The organism is Xanthomonas sp. PPL134 (assembly GCF_040595915.1).
In the GTDB taxonomy this organism is placed as follows: domain Bacteria; phylum Pseudomonadota; class Gammaproteobacteria; order Xanthomonadales; family Xanthomonadaceae; genus Xanthomonas_A; species Xanthomonas_A indica.
On record NZ_JAMDLL010000001.1, the window covers coordinates 392,700 to 410,260 of the forward strand.

Consider the following 17,561-nt stretch of genomic DNA (forward strand, 5'->3'; position numbering starts at 1 on the left):
CGGCTCAGAACGTGTAGGTCGCTTCCAGGGCGAAGCGGCGGCCGAACAGTTGGTAGCCGCCATCGTCCTGGTTGGCGAGCCGGTTGCGCTTGTTGTCGCTGTACGCGCGCAACGGTTCGTTGGTCAGGTTGCCGACCTGGAACTTGAAGCCCAGGTGCTCGCTGTAGCGCCAGGCCAGGCTCAGGTCCACCGTGCCTTCGCTTTCCAGTCGCGCCAGCCGCGCCGCGTTCCAGCCGTACACCACGGTGTAGGGGCTGTGGTACTTGTAGCCGATCCGCGCTTCGAACTTGCTGTTGTTGTACCAGAGGTCCAGCGTGCCGGTGTTGCGCGCCAGGCCGCTGAGCGGCAGCGGATTGTCCGCCGGCGAGAACTCGTGCAGGTTGGATTCCACGTACGAGTAGTTCGAGTAGATGCCGAAGTTCTCCATGTGCGGGATGAAGAAGAACGGCGTCTGGAAGGTCAGCTCGGCACCGTTGATGTAGCCGCCGCCGCCGTTGAACGGACCGCTGATCAGGTAGTCGCGGCCGTCGATGGTCTCGTGCTGGGTCTTGTAGCCGATGCTCGAATCCACCCACTTGCGGTACAGCGCCAGCGCGGCCAGTGCTTCCTTGTGGAAGTACCACTCGTAGGACAGGTCGAGCTGGGTGGCGCGGAACGGATTGAGCTGCGGGTTGCCGCCGCTGCCGGTGAGCTGGCCGACGGTGGTGTTGGGGTCGTCGAGCGCGCGCCCGGTGCGCAGTTCGTCCAGCGGCGGCCGCGCCATCACCTTGGCTACCGAGACGCGCAGGATGCGCTCGGGATCGATCAGGAAGTTGACCGTGGCGCTGGGCAGCACGTCGGTGTAGGTCTTGCCGGCGCTGCTCGGCTGCACCACGCCGCCGACGGTGTCGTAGCCGTGGCTGTCGGTATCGGTGTGGACCACGCGCACGCCGGCGTTGCCGGTGACGTCGACGCCGAACCACTGCGAACTGAACACCGCCTTGGCGAAGGCCTCGCGCACGTTTTCCTCGACGTTCCAGTGGTCCAGGCGCTGTTCGACGGCCAGGCTGGGATCGAAGCCGCCGAAGCCGAGCCTGGCGATCGCGTCCAGGTCGCCGCCGGTCAGGGTCGGCACGTTCAGGTCCGGCATCGTCTCCGGGTAGATCAGGTCCTGGTAGGCCGAGATCGGCTGGCTATAGCCGGACTGGAAGCTGGTGAAGTGGCGGTTCTGCTTCTCGCGGCGCGCGGCGCGCGCGCCGAACTCCAGCGCGGTGACCGGCGAATCGGCGATCGCACGGCTGGCGCTCAGCGCCAGCGCGGCGATGCGGTCGCGCAGTGCCTGCGGTTCGGTCTGGCCGCTGATGCCCCATTCCGGCGCGTCGGAACTGGTGCTGATGGTGGGGGTGACGCCGTGGCGGAAGTCGAACGACACCGTGTCCGGATTGCTGCCGAAGCGCACCGCGCGCCAGTCGTTGTCGCGCTTGGCCTGCGAGAACGACAGGTCGCTGCCCAGCGTCCACACGTCGCCGCGCCACTTGGCGTTGAGGCCGCCGGCCGCCAGTGTCTTGACCTCGTCGTAGTTGGCGATGACGTGGTCCACTTGCAGATTGGAATTGGCCAGGGTGCCGGCGACCACGTCGCCATCGACGATGGTGTAGGACGAGCCGGGCGTGGTGTACGGATTGCTGGCCGAGTAGATGCTGTAGCCGAGGTTGTTGAACCAGTTCTGGCGCTGGTCCTCGTCGATGCGGATGCGCGAGTACAGGCCGTCGAGCTTGAGTTCCAGGTTGCCCGAGCGCCATTGCACGGTGCCCATGGCGCCGGTGCGGGTCTGCTCGGTCAGCTTGAGCTGGTCGGCCGCGCCCCATGGGGTGTAGTCGACCTTGCCGTCGCCATCGACGTCGCGCGCGTTGCTGGCGTCGGTGTAGCCCCAGGTGCCGATCGAGACGCCGGCGTTCTTCTGCTTCTGGTAGGTGGCGCCGAGCGCGACCGCGAGGTTGTCGTTGATGCGGTGGATCCAGCTCGCGCCCAGGCGCTGGCCCCACGGCGAATAGTCGCGTGCGTCCTTGGCCTCGTCGTAGTACACCGGGCCGGCGGTGGCGACGAAGGTCGGGCCGGTGTGGTCGAGCGGATTGATGGTGGAGATGTCCACGGTGGCGGCGATGCCGCCGGCGATCAGGTCCGCCGACGGGGTCTTGTAGACCTTGACGGTGGAGACGATCTCGGTGGGGAACACTTCCCAGCGCACCGCGCGGTTGGGTTCGGAAGAGGCGATCTCGCGGCCGTTGACCGTGCCCATGGTCATGCGCGGGCCGAGGCCGCGCACCGTGGCCAGGCTTTCGTTGCCGCGGTCGCGGGTGCCGTTGACGCCGGGCAGGCGCACCAGCGCCTCGGCCACGGTGACATTGGGCATCTGCCCCATGTTGTCGGCGGAGATGACCTCGACCACGTGGTCGTCGAGCTGCTTGGCCTGCACCGCCTGTTCCAGGCTGGCGCGCTGGCCGACCACCATCACGTTGTCCAGGGTGACCGGCTGCTGGCCGTTCTTGGCGTCAGTCGTGGCGGGCGGCGTGGCCGCGGCCGCCGGATCGGCGGGGGCGCTCTGCGCGTGCGCGGCGAAGTTGCCGGACAGGGCCAGGACGATGGCCGCGCCCAGCAGATTGCGGGCGGCAGGGCGGTGCGCGCGCCGGCCGGCCGGGCGACGGAGCTGTTCCAAAGGCATTTTTGTTCCCTCCCAGGACAAAAAGTGACCGATCAAGTTGGCATGGGCCGGAAAAATCCGGTCCTGGGGGCATCGGCAGGGCGGCACTGCATGACGGCAGGCTGTCCCGATCGTTGTCCTCGATGACGTGTCTGCCGGCGTGGCGGGGCGGGCGTGGCATGTCCGGCGATGACTGCACGGACATCCCCGATTCGCTGCCTTGGCGCGCGAGAGACCGGGAGCGAGGATAGAAGCGCCAGGCATTCCATTCCAATGAAGCATTTGCCGAGGGCTATCTCGTTTTGGAATGGATGTCGCGCGCCGGGTCCCGCTGCCGGTCCGCGCGACCCTCAGGCCGCGGCGGACGCGGCCTGCAAGCCCAGCAGGGCCGCGGCCGCCGCCCCCAGGCTGCGTTCGCGGTGGCGCAGCGCATGGAAGCTGCGTTCGCCCAGCGCCACGGCGAGGGGCTGCAGGCGGCCGCTCTCCAGCCATGGGGCCGCGGCCAGCTGCGAGATCGCCGCCAGGCTGTGCCCGGCCTGCACCGCCGACAGCACCGCTTCGTTGGAGGGCAGGGACAGGGCCACGCGCAGGCGCTCCGGGGCGATGCCGGCGGCGCGCAGTGCCGCCTCGAACGCCGAGCGGGTGCCCGAGCCGGGTTCGCGCATGATCCAGGTGCTGTCGGCGACCAGCCGTGCCAGCCCGGGGCGGCGACGCCCCGCCAACGGATGGTCCGGCGCGGCGACCACGCGCAGCCGGTCGTGGTCCAGCGGCGAACTCAGCAACTCGGGGGCCTGCACGCCGCCCTCGACGAAGCCCAGTTCGGCGCGCCCCTCGCGCACCGCGCGCGCCACGCTGTCGGTGTTGCCCACGCTCAGGCGGATCTCGATCTGCGGATAGCGCGCATGGAACGCCATCAGCCGGGTCGGCAGCCAATAGCTGGCCACGGTCTGGCTGGCGTGCAGGTCGAGCGTGCCGCGCAGCACGCCGCGCCATTCGCTCAGGGCCAGTTCGGCGGCGCGGCTGCGCGCCAGGATCGCCTTGGCGTCCTCGCAGAACGCGGCGCCAGCCGCGGTCAGCACCAGGCCGCGGCCAACCCGGTCGAACAGCGCGACCCCGTACTGATGCTCGAGTGCCTTGATCGCAGCGCTGGCCGCCGATGGCGTGCGATGCGCGGCGTGTGCGCCCAGGGTCAGGTGCTGGCGTTCGGCCACCGCCACGAACAGCGCGAGTTGTTCCAGGGTCATGCGGCCACCGTTCGGGCTGATCGAACGAAACGTGCACTATTATGCGATGGAACCAAACGGTTTGCAGGCGCACGCTGCCGCCACTTCGATCCGGTTCGTTCCCATGCGTACGCAACTGCACAAACGTTCGACCTTGCTGCCCGGGCTGGCCCTGGCCATCGCCGTGGCGGCGCTGGCGTGGCTGGCCGAGCGCGCGCAACTGCAGTGGCTGGGCCGGCGCTGGATCGACGCGCTGGTGTTCGCGATCGTGCTGGGCACGCTGCTGCGCACGGCCTGGCGGCTGCCGCCGTCCAGCCACCCCGGCATCGCCTTCGCCGCCAAGCTGCCGCTGGAACTGGCGATCGTGCTGCTCGGGGCGTCGGTCGGCATCGGCGCCATCGGCGCGGCCGGCGGCCTGTTGCTGGGCGCCATCGCCGGGGTGGTGCTGCTGGCGATCGCGCTCGGCTACGGCATCGGCCGCGCGCTGGGGCTGCCGTCGCGGCTGGCCACCCTGGTCGCCTGCGGCAACGCGATCTGCGGCAATTCGGCGATCGTCGCCGCCGCGCCGGTGATCGACGCTGACTCCGACGACGTGGCCGCGGCGATCACCTTCACCGCTGCGCTTGGCGTGCTGGTGGTGCTGCTGCTGCCGCTGGCGGTGCCGTTGCTGGGTTTAGACCAGCGCCACTACGGCATCCTCGCCGGCCTGACCGTGTACGCGGTGCCGCAGGTGCTGGCGGCGACCGTGCCGGTGGGCGCGCTGAGCGTGCAGGTGGGTGCGCTGGTCAAGCTGATGCGGGTGCTGATGCTGGGACCGGTGATGCTGTTGCTGGGGCTGATCCGCGGCGGAGCGCCGGCGCAGCGGCGCCCGGCGCACGCGCTGGTGCCGTGGTTCGTGTTCGGCTTCGTCGGCATGATGGGCCTGCGCGCGCTGGGCGTGTTGCCGGCGCCGGTGATCGAGGCGGCGCAAGCGCTGTCGTTGCTGTTCACCCTGGTGGCGATGGCCGCGCTGGGCCTGTCGGTGAACTTGCGCACGGTGCTCGCGTCCGGTGGCCGCGTGCTGGCGGCCGGGACGCTGTCGCTGCTGGCGCTGGCCAGCCTCAGCGTGCTGCTGCTGCGCTGGTTGCCGTAGCGCCGGCGCGATGCGCCGCGGTCAGTCGCCGTGGATGCGGCCGCTCTCGCCGGCGCGGTACAGCGTGCCCTGCGGATCGCGCGCCGGTTGCGCCTGCCGCTGCTGTTCGCTGCGCAGGGCCGAGAGCCGGTCGGCCAGGCGCGGCAGCAGATGGGTCATCGCCACGTTGGCGCTGGCCAGCAGGCCCACCTTCACGTCGCGGCCGCCGTGTTCGGCCGCGTGCAGGATCGCCTCGGCCACCCGCAGCGGCGCGATCCTCGGCTTGGGCAGCGTCGGTTCCTCGCGCAGGTAGTTGCGCGCATGCTGCGGATACGGCGTGTTCACCGCGGTCGGCTGAATCAGCACCACCGACACCGGCGCATCGTCCAGGTGCTCCAGCTCGATCCGCAAGGTGTCGGTGAAGCCTTTGACCGCATGCTTGGAGGCTGCATACATGCCTTGCAGCGGGATCACCGCCTCGGAGGCCTCGCTGCCCAGGTTGACCAGGCTGCCGCGCGAGGCCAGCAGATGCGGCAGCGCCGCCATCGATCCATGCACCACGCCCCAGAAGTTCACGTCGAACAGGCGCCTGCTGTCGTGCTCGTCCACGTCGGCGAGCTTGCCGTAGATTGCCACGCCGGCGTTGTTCACCCAGGTGTCGATGCGGCCGAAGTGCCGGATCGCCACCGTCGCGGTCTCGTCCAGTTGCGCGCGCTCGGCCACGTCGGCGACCACCGTGATCGCCTCGCCGCCGGCGTCGCGGATCGCCTGCACGGTCGCGTCGAGGACACCCTGGCTGCGCGCCACCAGCACCACGCGGGCCCCGCGCTCGGCGGCCAGCAGCGCGGTACACAGGCCGATGCCGCTGGAGGCGCCGGTGATCACGATCACCTGTTGTGCCAGCGGGAGATGTCGTTGTGCCATGTGCTGCGCTCCGCAAACGGGTTCGCTCCAGCGTGGATCACGGCGCGTCGGGCGGCGTGATGCACGCATCGCCGTGGCGTCAATCGCCGCAGCCTCACGGGCGCCGATGCGCCGCATCGCCCAGCCTCGATTTCTTTGCATTTGCAGCATTTCGCATCGCCTGCACCCGCGTTCAACCATGCGCTCACGACACGCCGCGGAGCATGCGCAGCACCTCTCATGCAAAGGACACTGTCATGCGTAGCTACCGTTCCGGTCTTTCCCTGGCGCTGATGTCGGTTCTCGGCGTCGGCCTTGCTCATGCGCAGACCGATCCCTCCGGCCAGGCCGGCGGTCACGATCCCGGCGCGATGCAACAGCAAACGCCGTCGACGTCCGCGGCGCAGACGTCGTCCGGCATGCAGGGCGTGCAAGCCGCGCGCGCGTCTGCGCTCAACGAGAAGCAGGCGCTCGGCGTGCTGTCGGCGATCAATACCAGCGAGATCAACGCCGGCAACCTGGCCTTGCAGAAACAGGTCAAGGGCCCGGTGCGCGACTACGCCATGCAGATGGTCAAGGAGCACTCCGACAACAACGCCAAGATCGCGCCGTGGGGACCCGATGCCAAGGCCGCACCGGCGCAGCAGCAGATGCAGAAGGCCAAGGCCGAGGCCGGCAAGCTGCAGGCACTGGATGGCGACCGCTTCGCGCAAGCCTACGTGATGGCGATGGTCAAGGACCACCAGGCGGCGCTGCAGATGCTCGACAGCACCCTGATCCCCGCCGCCAAGACCCCGGAGGTCGCCGCGCACCTGCGCACCACGCGCACGCACGTGGCCGAGCACCTGGCCAAGGCGCAGCAGTTGCAGAGTGGCGGCACGCCGCCGGCCGCGTCCACCCGCTGAGCTGCGCTGCGGGTCGCGGCCGACGCGCCGTGACCCGCATCGCGATCGTTCCGGTCCTGCCAGGAGCCTTCCCATGCGCGAATCCCCGGTCAACGACGCGGCCGCCACCCTGGACGGCACGCGCCTGGTCCGTACCCTCAGCATTCTGGGCGAACCGCATCAGATCCTCGATGCCTGGTGCGATGTCGGCGTGCAGCAACAGGTGCTGTCGGGCCTGGCCGAACTGCAGTCCGGCGATGGTTACGCCTCGCAATGGCGCTTGTGCCTGCCGTTGGAGCGCCACCTCGAACTGGAGTGCCGGCGCGGCGAGGCCTGTCTTGGCGAGTCGGTCAGCTATGTGGGCAGCGGCGAGCACGGTCTGCATCTGCAGACCACGCTGAGCGTGCGTGCCGCACCGGATGGCTTCGGCTGCGAAACCACCCTGGCGGTGGAGTACCGCGTCGAGGGCGGCATCGTCGCCCAGGCCGTGGCCAAGTTGGTCGGCGCCGCCCCGGATGCACTGGTCGGCAAGGTGTTGCATCGGTTCAAGGCCTGGATCGAGTGCGGCGAAGTGCCGACGTTGCGCGACAACCCGTCCGCGCGCGGCCGCGACCACCACGAACACTAGGAGTCCGCCATGCGCGCACTGTGCTGGAACGGCGTCAACGATCTGCGGGTGGAAACGGTTCCCGACCCACGCATCGTCAACCCACGCGATGTCATCCTGAAGGTCGGCCTCAGCACCACCTGCGGCTCGGACCTGCATTTCATCGACGGCTACCTGCCGACGATGCGCGAAGGCGACATCATCGGCCACGAATTCATGGGCGAAGTGGTCGAGGTCGGACCGCAGGTGCGCAACCTGCGCGTCGGCCAGCGCGTGGTGGTGCCCTCGTTCATTTCCTGCGGCGAATGCTGGCACTGCGGGCGCCAGGAATTCTCGCTGTGCGACAACACCAACCCCAACTGGGAGATGCAGGAGCCGCTGCTCGGCTATCCGACCGCCGGCATCTACGGCTACACCCACGCCTTCGGCGGCTACGCCGGCTCGCATGCGGACTTCATCCGCGTGCCGCATGCCGACGTCGGCTGCTTCGCCATCCCGGAGGAGGTGGACGACGAGGACGCGCTGTTCCTGTCCGACGCCGGCCCCACCGGCTTCATGGGCGCCGATTTCTGCAACATCCAGCCCGGCGCGACCGTGGCGGTGTGGGGGTGCGGCGGAGTCGGGCTGATGGCGCAGCAGAGCGCGCGGCTGCTGGGTGCCGAGCGGGTCATCGCCATCGATCGCCTGCCCGAGCGGCTGGCGCTGGCGCGCGACGTGCTCGGCAACGAGGTGATCGATTACAGCGCGGTCGACAGCGTGGTCGAGATGCTGCGCGAAATGACCGGCGGGCGCGGACCCGATGCGTGCATCGACGCAGTCGGCATGGAGGCGCATGGCACCGGCCTCGGCTACGCCTACGACCGGGTCAAGCAGGCGCTGCATCTGCATACCGACCGCGGCCAGGCGTTGCGCGAGGCGATCCTGGCCTGCCGCAAGGGCGGCACGCTATCGATCCTGGGCGTGTACGGGCTGATGGACAAGTTCCCGCTCGGTGCGGTGATGAACAAGGGGCTGACCGTACGCACCGCCCAGCAGCACGGCCAGCACTACGTGCCGCGCCTGCTGGAACTGGCGCGCAGCGGCGCGTTCAAGACGCGCTTCCTGGCCACGCACCGGATGCCGCTGGAGGAGGCGGCGCGCGGCTACGACCTGTTCAAGCACAAGCACGACGGCTGCGTCCGTGCGGTGTTCGTGCCGGGGCAGGCGGCCGCCGCGGAGGTGTAATAGTCTCCGCGCTGGCGGCGGCCTAAGGTAGCGGCCATCTTTCTCCGCATCGCCGCCCGGTCGCCCCATGGGACACGATCACAGTCACGCCCCCACCGAGATCCGTCACGAGCAGCCCCTGTGGTGGGCGCTCGGCCTCACCGCGCTGTTCCTCGTCGTGGAAGTGGTCGGCGCCTTCGTCACCAACAGCCTGGCGCTGTTGTCCGACGCTGCGCACATGGCCACCGACACGCTGGCGCTGATGATCGCCTTGATCGCGGTGCGGCTGAGCCGGCGCCCCCCCGATGCCAAACGCAGCTACGGCTACGCGCGGCTGGAGGCGCTGGGTGCGTTGGTCAACGGCGCGCTGCTGTTCGTGGTGGCCGGCTACATCCTGTGGGAGGCGGTGCAGCGGTTCCGCCAGCCGCAGGAGATCGCCACCGTCGGCATGCTCGGCATCGCCGCGTTCGGCCTGCTGATCAACCTGATCTCGATGCGCCTGCTCAAGGCCGGCAGCGGCGAGAGCCTCAACATGAAGGGCGCCTACCTGGAAGTGTGGAGCGACATGCTCGGCTCGGTCGCGGTGATCGTCGGCGCGCTGGCGATCCGTGTCACCGGCTGGAAGCTGATCGATCCGATCCTGGCGGTGCTGATCGGCCTGTGGGTGCTGCCGCGGACCTGGGTATTGCTGCGCGAGGCGATCAACGTGCTGCTGGAAGGCGTGCCCAAGGGCGTGGACCTGGATGCGGTGCGCGGCTACCTGCAGGCGGCGCCCGGCGTGGCCAGTGTGCACGACCTGCACGTATGGGCGCTGGCCTCCAGCACGCCGGCGCTGACCGCGCACGTGGTGGTGGCCGAGGGTGCCGACGCCGATGCACTGCGTGCCGCGCTCTGCGATGGCCTGCATGCGCGTTTCGACATCGATCACATCACCCTGCAGATGGAAGCCGGCCATTGCGGCGCCACGCCGTGTGGCGCGCCGGCCGCGGCGGGCGAGGGCGGTGGTCACGATCATCACGGGCAGGGTCATGACGCACACGATCATGCCCATGGCCATCGCGCGCACGGGCATGGCCATGCGCATGGCCACTCGCACCCGTAAACGGCGCGGTTGCTGGATGGCACGCCTGCCGGCGCCGCGGTCGTTTGCCGTTCCGGAGTGGCAGCCGTCGAGCACCGGGAATGCCGGTCGCGGCTGAAGCCGCTCCTGCGAGCGCCTTGGCGCCGACGGCCGCCGCGATGTCCGGATCATGCGCATGCGCGCGGCCCGTCGCCGCAACGCCGTCTTTTGTCGGAGCGGCTTCAGCCGCGATGGACGTTCTCGATCATGCCCGTCGTGGCTGAAGCCGCTCCTGCGCGGAATCTGTGCGCGCCTCAGACCACCGGTTCGCGCAGCGCCGGCGACTCCCAGCCCGGGCGCGGCGCGAAGCGCTCGCCATAACGCGCCTGCAGGGCGCGCAGGCGTGCCAGCAACACGTCGGCGCCGGCGGCGCGGATGTGCTGGATCGGGCCGCCGCGGAACGGGGCGAAGCCGGTGCCGAAGATCACGCCGGCATCGAGCAGGTCGGCGTCGGCGACCACGCCTTCGTGCAGGCAGGCCACCGCCTCGTTGAGCAGCGGCAGGATCAGGCGGTCTTCCAGGTCGTCCGGGGCGTGGTAGTCCTTGGGCAGTTCGGGCTTCTTGGCGCGGCTGTTCTCCCAGGTGTACAGGCCCTGGCCGTCCTTCTTGCCGCGCTTGCCCGGCTCCACGGTCTGCAGCGCCGCCGGGATCGGCAGGCCCAGGAACGGCGCCAGCTCGGCACCGACGCCGGCGGCCACGTCCAGGCCCACGGTGTCGATCAACTCGATCGGGCCCATCGGCATGCCGAACTTGACCGCGGCCTTGTCGATGGCCGGCCCGGGAATGCCCTCGGCATAGGCGGTGGCCGCTTCCAGCATGTACGGGAACAGCACGCGGTTGACCAGGAAGCCGGGGGTGCCGGCGACCGGCACCGGCAGCTTGTCGATCGCCTTGCAGAACGCGGCCAGCCGCTTCTGGTTCTCCGGCGCCAGGCCGTCGTGGCAGACGATCTCCACCAGCGGCATCTGCGCCACCGGGTTGAAGTAGTGCAGGCCGCCGAACTGCGCCGGGCGCTGGATGTGCTCGCGCAGCTCGGTCAGCGGGATCGAGGAGGTGTTGGTGCTGAGCAGCGCATTCGGCTGCATGCGCGGTTCCAGCGCCTGGTACAACTCGCGCTTGGCCTGCGGATTCTCGATGATCGCCTCGATCACCAGGTCGGCCGTCGGCACGCCGTCGCCGGCCAGGTCGCCCCTCAGCCGCGCCGCCACCGCCGGACGCTTGCTGTCGTCCTTGACCCGCTTGGCGAACAGTTCGCCAGCGCGGCTCAGCGCACCGTCGATGAAGCGCTGCTCGCGGTCCTGCAGGGTCACCTCGAAGCCCTTGTAGGCCGACCAGGCGGCGATGTCGCCGCCCATCACACCGGCGCCGACCACATGCACGTGGCGGATGCCGTGCGCCTTGCCGCCCAGCGCCTTGAGCCGTTCGGTGAGGAAGAAGATGCGGATCAGGTTGCGCGCGGTCGGGGTGCTGGCCAGCTTGACCACGGCCTTGCGTTCGGCATCCAGGCGCGCCTGGATGCCGCTGCCACCGCTGCGTTCCCACACGCCGATCAGCGCGTACGGCGCCGGGTAGTGCTCCTTGCGCGCCTTGCGCGCCACCTGCTTGCGCATCTGCGGCGCCAACAGCTTGCGTGCCGGCCAGGTGTTGGTGGCCCAGGCGGTGGCGCGCTGCTTGAAGGGACGGGCGGTGCCGGACAGCGCCAGCGCCACCGCGGTATCGGTCAGCACGGCCGGCGCGGCGACCTTGTCGACCAGGCCCATCGCACGTGCCGCCGAGGCCGACACGGTGCGCCCGGTGAGCATCAGGTCCATCGCCGCCGGCGCGCCGATCAGCCGCGGCAGGCGCGCGCTGCCGCCCCAGCCGGGGAAGATCCCGAGCTTGGTCTCGGGCAGGCCGATGCGGGTGGCCGCATCGCTGGAGGCCACGCGGTAGCGGCAGGCCAGGGCGATCTCGGTGCCGCCGCCCATGCAGAAGCCGTGGATCGCCGCCACCGTGGGGCAGGGCAGTTCCGCCAGTTTCTGGAAGGTGGCCTGGCCGCGGCGGATGGCGTCGTTGACGGTGCCGCGGCGGTCGAATTCCTGGAACTCCTTGAGGTCGGCGCCGGCGATGAAGCCGTTGTCCTTGGCCGAGCGGATCACCACGCCCTTGGGCGGATCGATGGCGATGCGCTCGAGCAGGTCGCCCAGCTCCAGCAGCACGTCCTGCGACAGCGCGTTGACGGGCGCGTCCTGGCGGTCGAGGCTGAGCACGACGACGCCGTCGCCGCGAATGTCCGCTTGCCAGTGACTGAATCGGAGCCCGTCGAAGCCTGAAAGCATGGGGAGGACCATCCGCTTGTGTATGGAGAAGATCGTTATCATCCAGAGGTTGTTTCCGTCGCGTCAAATCCCAATGCAAGGGGATTGACGCGGGTCCCGCGACCGCTGGCCTTGCGCCAGCCTAACGGAACGCCGGTTAACGTCGTGGGGCGGCGATCCGCTGAGGGGCGCTGAACTTTTTTCCGAATTGGCGGTCAGAGGGTCCGACGTAGGTTGGGCTGACAGGAGTGCGGCCCGCTATGGCCGATGTCGAAACACCTCAGGAGCTGGACCTGGAACTGGTCCGGCGTGTGCAGCGCGGCGAGAGCGCGGCGTTCGATGTGCTGGTGCGCAAGTACCAGCATCGGATCGTCGGCCTGATCGGGCGCTACATCGCCGACTGGAGCGAATGTCAGGACGTGGCCCAGGACACCTTCATCCGCGCCTACCGCGCGATGGGGAGCTTCCGTGGCGACGCCCAGTTCTCTACATGGTTGCACCGGATCGCCGTGAACACCGCCAAGAACTACCTGGTCGCGCACAACCGCAGGCCGCCCACCGACGATGTCGACGTGCTCGATGCCGAGCAGTTCGACAGCGGCACCCGGCTGCGCGACACCGACACGCCCGAGCGCGAACTGATGCGCCAGGAGCTGGAACGCACGGTAATGAAGGCGGTCGACGCCTTGCCGGAAGAATTGCGCACCGCCATCACCCTGCGCGAGGTGGAGGGCATGAGCTACGAGGACATCGCGCAGAAGATGGGCTGCCCGATCGGCACCGTGCGTTCGCGGATCTTCCGCGCCCGCGAGGCCATCGACGCCGAACTCCGTCCCCTGCTGGATACCGACAGCGCCACCCGTGAGCGACACCGCGTATGACCGATAGCACGCCCTTTCCCAAGCCAGTGCCGGCGCCCGACAGCGCAGCGCCGGACAAGTTCGAGCTGCACTACCGGCAGCAATTGTCCGCCCTGATCGACGGCGAACTGCCGGCCGACGAAGCGCGCTTCGTGCTGCGCCGGCTGCAGCACGACGAGGAGCTGTCCGGCTGCCACGAGCGCTGGCAGCTGTGCGGCGACATCCTGCGCGGGCGCGTCAGCGTGCCGGCGCCTAGCGATTTCAGCGCCCGCGTGCGCCAGGCGGTGGCCGCCGAAGTGCAGCAGGCCGCGCGCGCCCAAGTGGCCAGCGCGGCCGGCAAGCGCCGCACCTGGCGCTGGGGCGGCAGTGCGGCCCTGGCCGCCTCGGTTGCCCTGCTGGCCCTGTTCGTGACCCAGCGCCTGCCGCAGACCCCCGAAGCGCTGACGCCGGCGCAGGTGGCCGATGCCACCGCGCCGACACCGGCGCCTGTCGCCACCACGCCGCAGGTCCCGACGCCCGCACCGGCGCCGGCGCCGGCCGATCCGCAGGGCGACCTCGCCGCGGCCGTCGCGGCGGCGCCGGCGATGGCGATCGCGGCCAACCGCCGGCAGGAGGCGGCGGCGCGACGCGAGGCCGCGCGCAGCGAGCAGGCCGCGCGGCCCCGCAGCGCCCCGGCCGAGCGCGCCTATGCCGCGGCGGCGCCCACCAAGCCGCAAGCCAAGACGCCCGCGCAGACGCCGTTCGTGGCGCCGGTCGTGCCTCCGACGATGGTCGCGCAACGCGCCAGCGATCCGTTCGGGCATCCGGCCGCGCCGCTGCAGGCCCGGCCGTGGCCGCGCTCGACGCTGCCGGCCGCCGATGCCGGCAGCGCCTTCACTGCCAGCTTCCCGCGCAGCGGCGCAGACCCGGCGGCGTTCTATCCGTTCGAACCCCGATTGCCTGCCGACGCCGTGGCCAACCCGCCGCCGCAGCAGCAGCCCTGACCCCGCGCGCCGGCAGGCGTCCTGCTTCGACCCGGCGCGTGGTCCCCGTTGCTTCGTCCCCTCGTTCTTCCCCTTCCCGAACCGGAGGCTCGCGTCCGATGACTCACCGTATCCGCCACAATCTGTTGGGCCTGCTGGCGCTGACCGTGCCGCTGGCCGCCTGCGCGCAGCAGCCCAGCCCCAGCGCCGCCAGCGCCACGCCGCCGGCCGCGCAGTCCGCGCCGGCACCGCAACTGGTCGGCAACCTTCCCGATTTCACCCGGCTGGTCGAGCAGGTCGGGCCGGGCGTGGTCAATGTCGAGACCACCATCAGCCGCCGCGCCGCGGCCGCGCGCTCCGGCGGCGGCATGCCCGACGACGACCAGATCCCCGAGTTCTTCCGCCGCTTCTTCGGTCCGGAGGGCATGCCGGGGATGCCCGGGCAGCCGCGCGGCGGCGCGCCGGATGACGATGGTCCCGCGGGCCGCTCGATGGGCTCGGGCTTCATCATCTCGCCCGACGGCTACGTGCTGACCAACCACCACGTGGTCGACGGTGCCAGCGAGGTCAAGGTCAAGCTCACCGATCGCCGCGAGTTCACCGCCAAGGTGGTCGGCAGCGACCAGCAGTACGACGTGGCGCTGCTGAAGATCGACGGCAAGAACCTGCCGACGGTGCGCATCGGCGACTCCAACCTGCTCAAGCCCGGCCAGTGGGTGGTGGCGATCGGCTCGCCGTTCGGCCTGGACCACTCGGTCACCGCCGGCATCGTCAGCGCCACCGGTCGCAGCAACCCTTACGCCGACCAGCGCTACGTGCCGTTCATCCAGACCGACGTGGCGATCAACCAGGGCAATTCCGGCGGCCCGCTGCTCAACACCCGCGGCGAAGTGGTCGGCATCAACTCGCAGATCTTCTCCGCCTCCGGCGGCTACATGGGCATCAGCTTCGCGATCCCGATCGACCTGGCGATGAGCGCGGTCGAGCAGATCAAGAAGACCGGCAAGGTCACCCGCGCCCAGCTCGGGGTAATGGTCGGCGCCATCGATTCGCTGAAGGCGCAGGGCCTGGGTCTGCCGGATACGCGCGGCGCGCTGGTCAACCAATTGGTCCAGGGCAGCCCGGCGGCCAAGGCCGGGCTGGAAGTGGGCGATGTGATCCGCACGGTCAACGGCACCGAGATCGGCGCCTCCAGTGACCTGCCGCCGATGATCGGCGCGATGCAGCCGGGCGCCAAGGTGCGCCTGGGCATCCTGCGCGACGGCAAGCCGCGCGAGCTGACCGTGCAGTTGACCGCGCTGGCCGACGACGCCCAGCCCAACGCCGGTCCGGTGGTGGGCGACAACGCCGCCCCGGCCACCGGGGCCAACGCGCTGCTCGGCATCGACGTGGCGGATCTGGACGCCGCCACCCGCCAGCAACTGGGCGTGGAGCCGGGCAAGGGCGTGCGCATCACCGCGGTGACCGGCCGCGCCGCGCGCGACGCGCAGCTGGTCCCGGGCATGGTGATCCTGCAGGTCGGGCGCACCCCGGTCGGCAGCGTGGCGGCCCTGAACCAGCAGCTGAGCGCCTACAAGAAGGGTGACGTGGTGATGCTGCTGATCCGCGTCCGCGACACCACCAGCTTCGTCGCGGTACGCGCCGGCGGCTGATCCCGGGCGCCCGGCCGTGGCCGGGCGCCATCCCCGGTGCCGATCCAGCCGGGTCGGCGCCCGGGGCCAGGGGCGAATCCGGCGGCCGTCACCAGCGGCCGCCGGCCATGCGATAATGGCCCGTTATCCTGACGACGGTCCTGGCCGCCGCCCACCTCATGTCCTCTGATTCGATGCGGAACATCCGCAACTTCTCCATCATCGCCCACGTCGACCACGGCAAATCGACCCTGGCCGATCGCATCATCCAACTCTGCGGCGGCCTGCAGGCGCGCGAGATGGAAGCGCAGGTGCTCGACTCCAACCCGATCGAGCGCGAACGCGGCATCACCATCAAGGCCCAGTCCGTGTCGCTGCCGTACACCGCGCAGGACGGGCAGGTCTACCACCTGAACTTCATCGACACCCCCGGCCACGTCGACTTCTCCTACGAGGTCAGCCGCTCGCTGGCCGCCTGCGAAGGCGCGCTGCTGGTGGTGGACGCGGCGCAGGGCGTGGAAGCGCAGTCGGTGGCCAACTGCTACACCGCGGTGGAGCAGGGCCTGGAAGTGGTGCCGGTGCTGAACAAGATCGACCTGCCCACCGCCGACATCGACCGCGCCAAGGCCGAGATCGAGGCGGTGATCGGCATCGACGCCACCGACGCGGTCGCGGTCAGCGCCAAGACCGGGCTGAACGTGCGCGACGTGCTGGAGGCGATCGTGCAGCGCATCCCGCCGCCGGTGCCGCGCGACACCGACAAGCTGCAGGCGCTGATCATCGACTCCTGGTTCGACAACTACCTGGGCGTGGTCTCGCTGGTGCGGGTGATGCAGGGCGAGATCAAGGCCGGCGACAAGCTGCTGGTGATGTCCACCGGCCGCACCCACCAGGTCGACAACGTCGGCGTGTTCACGCCCAAGCGCAAGGTGCTGCCGGCGCTGCGCGCGGGCGAGGTGGGCTGGGTCACCGCCAGCATCAAGGACGTGCACGGCGCGCCGGTCGGCGACACCCTGACCCTGGCCGGCGACCCGGCCAGCAAGCCGCTGCCCGGCTTCCAGGAAATGCAGCCGCGCGTGTTCGCCGGTCTGTTCCCGGTCGATGCCGAGGACTACACCAACCTGCGCGAGGCGCTGGACAAGCTGCGCCTGAACGACGCGGCGCTGCGCTTCGAGCCGGAAAGCTCCGAGGCGATGGGCTTCGGCTTCCGCTGCGGCTTCCTCGGCATGCTGCACATGGAGATCGTGCAGGAGCGCCTGGAGCGCGAGTACAACCTGGACCTGATCAGCACCGCGCCGACCGTGGTCTACGAGGTGCTGAAGACCGACGGCAGCATCATCAGCATGGACAACCCGGCCAAGCTGCCGCCGGTGAACATGGTCGAGGAGATCCGCGAGCCGATCATCCGCGCCAACATCCTCACCCCCGAGGAATACATCGGCAACATCATCAAGCTCTGCGAGGAAAAGCGCGGCAGCCAGATCGGCATCAACTACCTGGGCAGCCAGGTGCAGATCAGCTACGAACTGCCGATGGCCGAGGTGGTGCTGGACTTCTTCGACAAGCTCAAGTCGGTCAGCCGCGGCTACGCCTCGCTGGACTACCACTTCGTGCGCTTCGACGCCGGCCCGTTCGTGCGCGTGGACGTGCTGATCAACGGCGACAAGGTCGATGCGCTGTCGCTGATCGCGCACCGCAGCCACGCCGATCGCCGCGGCCGCGAGCTGTGCGAGAAGATGAAGGACCTGATCCCGCGGCAGATGTTCGACGTGGCGATCCAGGCCGCGATCGGCTCGCAGATCATCGCCCGCACCACGGTCAAGGCGATGCGCAAGAACGTGCTGGCCAAGTGCTATGGTGGCGACGTCTCGCGCAAGAAGAAGCTGTTGGAAAAGCAGAAAGAAGGCAAGAAGCGCATGAAGCAGGTCGGCCGCGTGGAAATCCCGCAGGAAGCCTTCCTGGCTGTACTGCAGATGGACAAGTAGCTGGGAATCGTGAATCGGGAATGGGGAATGGAAGGAGCGCATGCTCTTGCCTTCCCGATTTCCCATTCTCCATTCCCGATTCCCATTCCAAAGGA

Annotated in this window: 13 protein-coding genes; 9 read left to right on the forward strand and 4 right to left on the reverse strand. The window is 69.7% G+C overall.

Annotation, left to right across the window (positions count from 1 at the left end):
* Positions 1–4: 4 nt before the first annotated feature.
* A complete protein-coding gene (locus tag M3U25_RS01755; protein ID WP_355495562.1) occupies positions 5–2,701 on the reverse strand; it encodes a TonB-dependent receptor in 2,697 nt (898 codons plus the stop codon).
* Positions 2,702–3,030: 329 nt separating this feature from the next.
* On the reverse strand, positions 3,031–3,924 hold the full coding sequence (locus tag M3U25_RS01760; protein ID WP_355495559.1) for a LysR substrate-binding domain-containing protein: 894 nt from the start codon (positions 3,922–3,924) through the stop codon (positions 3,031–3,033).
* A gap of 103 nt (positions 3,925–4,027) precedes the next feature.
* Here M3U25_RS01760 and M3U25_RS01765 point away from each other — a divergent pair, with 103 nt between their 5' ends.
* Positions 4,028–5,035 carry a putative sulfate exporter family transporter gene (locus tag M3U25_RS01765; RefSeq protein WP_355495556.1) on the forward strand — a complete coding sequence of 336 codons (1,008 nt, stop codon included), beginning with the start codon at positions 4,028–4,030 and terminating at the stop codon, positions 5,033–5,035.
* Between the two features lie 21 nt (positions 5,036–5,056).
* Here M3U25_RS01765 and M3U25_RS01770 read toward each other — a convergent pair whose 3' ends face one another.
* A complete protein-coding gene (locus M3U25_RS01770; RefSeq protein WP_355495554.1) occupies positions 5,057–5,938 on the reverse strand; it encodes an SDR family oxidoreductase in 882 nt (293 codons plus the stop codon).
* 272 nt (positions 5,939–6,210) lie between these two features.
* Between M3U25_RS01770 and M3U25_RS01775 the strand changes: the two genes are divergently transcribed.
* The 4 genes from M3U25_RS01775 (at position 6,211) to M3U25_RS01790 (ending at position 9,713) form a co-directional block, all read left to right on the forward strand.
* Positions 6,211–6,822, forward strand: a complete 612-nt coding sequence (locus tag M3U25_RS01775) for a DUF4142 domain-containing protein (protein WP_355496342.1) — start codon at positions 6,211–6,213, stop codon at positions 6,820–6,822.
* A gap of 73 nt (positions 6,823–6,895) precedes the next feature.
* Positions 6,896–7,429, forward strand: coding sequence for a hypothetical protein (locus M3U25_RS01780; protein WP_355495551.1), 534 nt, complete (start codon positions 6,896–6,898; stop codon positions 7,427–7,429).
* A gap of 9 nt (positions 7,430–7,438) precedes the next feature.
* Complete coding sequence (locus tag M3U25_RS01785; protein WP_355495548.1) at positions 7,439–8,632, forward strand: zinc-dependent alcohol dehydrogenase; 1,194 nt, start codon at positions 7,439–7,441, stop codon at positions 8,630–8,632.
* Positions 8,633–8,699: 67 nt separating this feature from the next.
* Positions 8,700–9,713, forward strand: a complete 1,014-nt coding sequence (locus tag M3U25_RS01790) for a cation diffusion facilitator family transporter (protein ID WP_355495545.1) — start codon at positions 8,700–8,702, stop codon at positions 9,711–9,713.
* Positions 9,714–9,985: 272 nt separating this feature from the next.
* Here the strand turns inward: M3U25_RS01790 and M3U25_RS01795 are convergent, their stop codons facing one another.
* Positions 9,986–12,049 (reverse strand): 3-hydroxyacyl-CoA dehydrogenase NAD-binding domain-containing protein, encoded by a 2,064-nt coding sequence (locus tag M3U25_RS01795; protein WP_355495542.1) that lies wholly within the window; start codon positions 12,047–12,049, stop codon positions 9,986–9,988.
* Positions 12,050–12,288: 239 nt separating this feature from the next.
* On the opposite strand from M3U25_RS01795, the gene rpoE reads away from it, so the two are divergent.
* The 4 genes from rpoE (at position 12,289) to lepA (ending at position 17,466) form a co-directional block, all read left to right on the forward strand.
* Positions 12,289–12,909: an RNA polymerase sigma factor RpoE gene (gene rpoE, locus M3U25_RS01800; RefSeq protein WP_160948332.1), complete on the forward strand. Its 621-nt coding sequence runs from the start codon at positions 12,289–12,291 to the stop codon at positions 12,907–12,909.
* Positions 12,906–13,871: an RseA family anti-sigma factor gene (locus M3U25_RS01805; RefSeq protein ID WP_355495538.1), complete on the forward strand. Its 966-nt coding sequence runs from the start codon at positions 12,906–12,908 to the stop codon at positions 13,869–13,871. The genes rpoE and M3U25_RS01805 overlap by 4 nt, the downstream gene beginning before the upstream one ends.
* A gap of 98 nt (positions 13,872–13,969) precedes the next feature.
* Positions 13,970–15,502 (forward strand): DegQ family serine endoprotease, encoded by a 1,533-nt coding sequence (locus M3U25_RS01810; RefSeq protein ID WP_355495535.1) that lies wholly within the window; start codon positions 13,970–13,972, stop codon positions 15,500–15,502.
* A 173-nt stretch (positions 15,503–15,675) separates the two neighbouring features.
* Positions 15,676–17,466, forward strand: a complete 1,791-nt coding sequence (gene lepA / locus M3U25_RS01815; protein WP_017917407.1) for a translation elongation factor 4 — start codon at positions 15,676–15,678, stop codon at positions 17,464–17,466.
* The last annotated feature ends 95 nt before the right edge of the window (positions 17,467–17,561 follow it).

Excerpts from the sequence above, each read along its gene's own strand:
- M3U25_RS01790 (WP_355495545.1), top strand. The coding sequence starts at position 8,700 with ATGGGACACGATCACAGTCACGCCCCCACCGAGATCCGTCACGAGCAG.
- M3U25_RS01795 (WP_355495542.1), bottom strand. The coding sequence starts at position 12,049 with ATGCTTTCAGGCTTCGACGGGCTCCGATTCAGTCACTGGCAAGCGGAC.
- M3U25_RS01755 (WP_355495562.1), bottom strand. The coding sequence starts at position 2,701 with ATGCCTTTGGAACAGCTCCGTCGCCCGGCCGGCCGGCGCGCGCACCGC.
- rpoE (WP_160948332.1), top strand. The coding sequence starts at position 12,289 with ATGGCCGATGTCGAAACACCTCAGGAGCTGGACCTGGAACTGGTCCGG.
- M3U25_RS01760 (WP_355495559.1), bottom strand. The coding sequence starts at position 3,924 with ATGACCCTGGAACAACTCGCGCTGTTCGTGGCGGTGGCCGAACGCCAG.
- M3U25_RS01775 (WP_355496342.1), top strand. The coding sequence starts at position 6,211 with ATGTCGGTTCTCGGCGTCGGCCTTGCTCATGCGCAGACCGATCCCTCC.
- M3U25_RS01765 (WP_355495556.1), top strand. The coding sequence starts at position 4,028 with ATGCGTACGCAACTGCACAAACGTTCGACCTTGCTGCCCGGGCTGGCC.
- M3U25_RS01810 (WP_355495535.1), top strand. The coding sequence starts at position 13,970 with ATGACTCACCGTATCCGCCACAATCTGTTGGGCCTGCTGGCGCTGACC.
- M3U25_RS01805 (WP_355495538.1), top strand. The coding sequence starts at position 12,906 with ATGACCGATAGCACGCCCTTTCCCAAGCCAGTGCCGGCGCCCGACAGC.
- lepA (WP_017917407.1), top strand. The coding sequence starts at position 15,676 with ATGCGGAACATCCGCAACTTCTCCATCATCGCCCACGTCGACCACGGC.
- M3U25_RS01785 (WP_355495548.1), top strand. The coding sequence starts at position 7,439 with ATGCGCGCACTGTGCTGGAACGGCGTCAACGATCTGCGGGTGGAAACG.
- M3U25_RS01780 (WP_355495551.1), top strand. The coding sequence starts at position 6,896 with ATGCGCGAATCCCCGGTCAACGACGCGGCCGCCACCCTGGACGGCACG.
- M3U25_RS01770 (WP_355495554.1), bottom strand. The coding sequence starts at position 5,938 with ATGGCACAACGACATCTCCCGCTGGCACAACAGGTGATCGTGATCACC.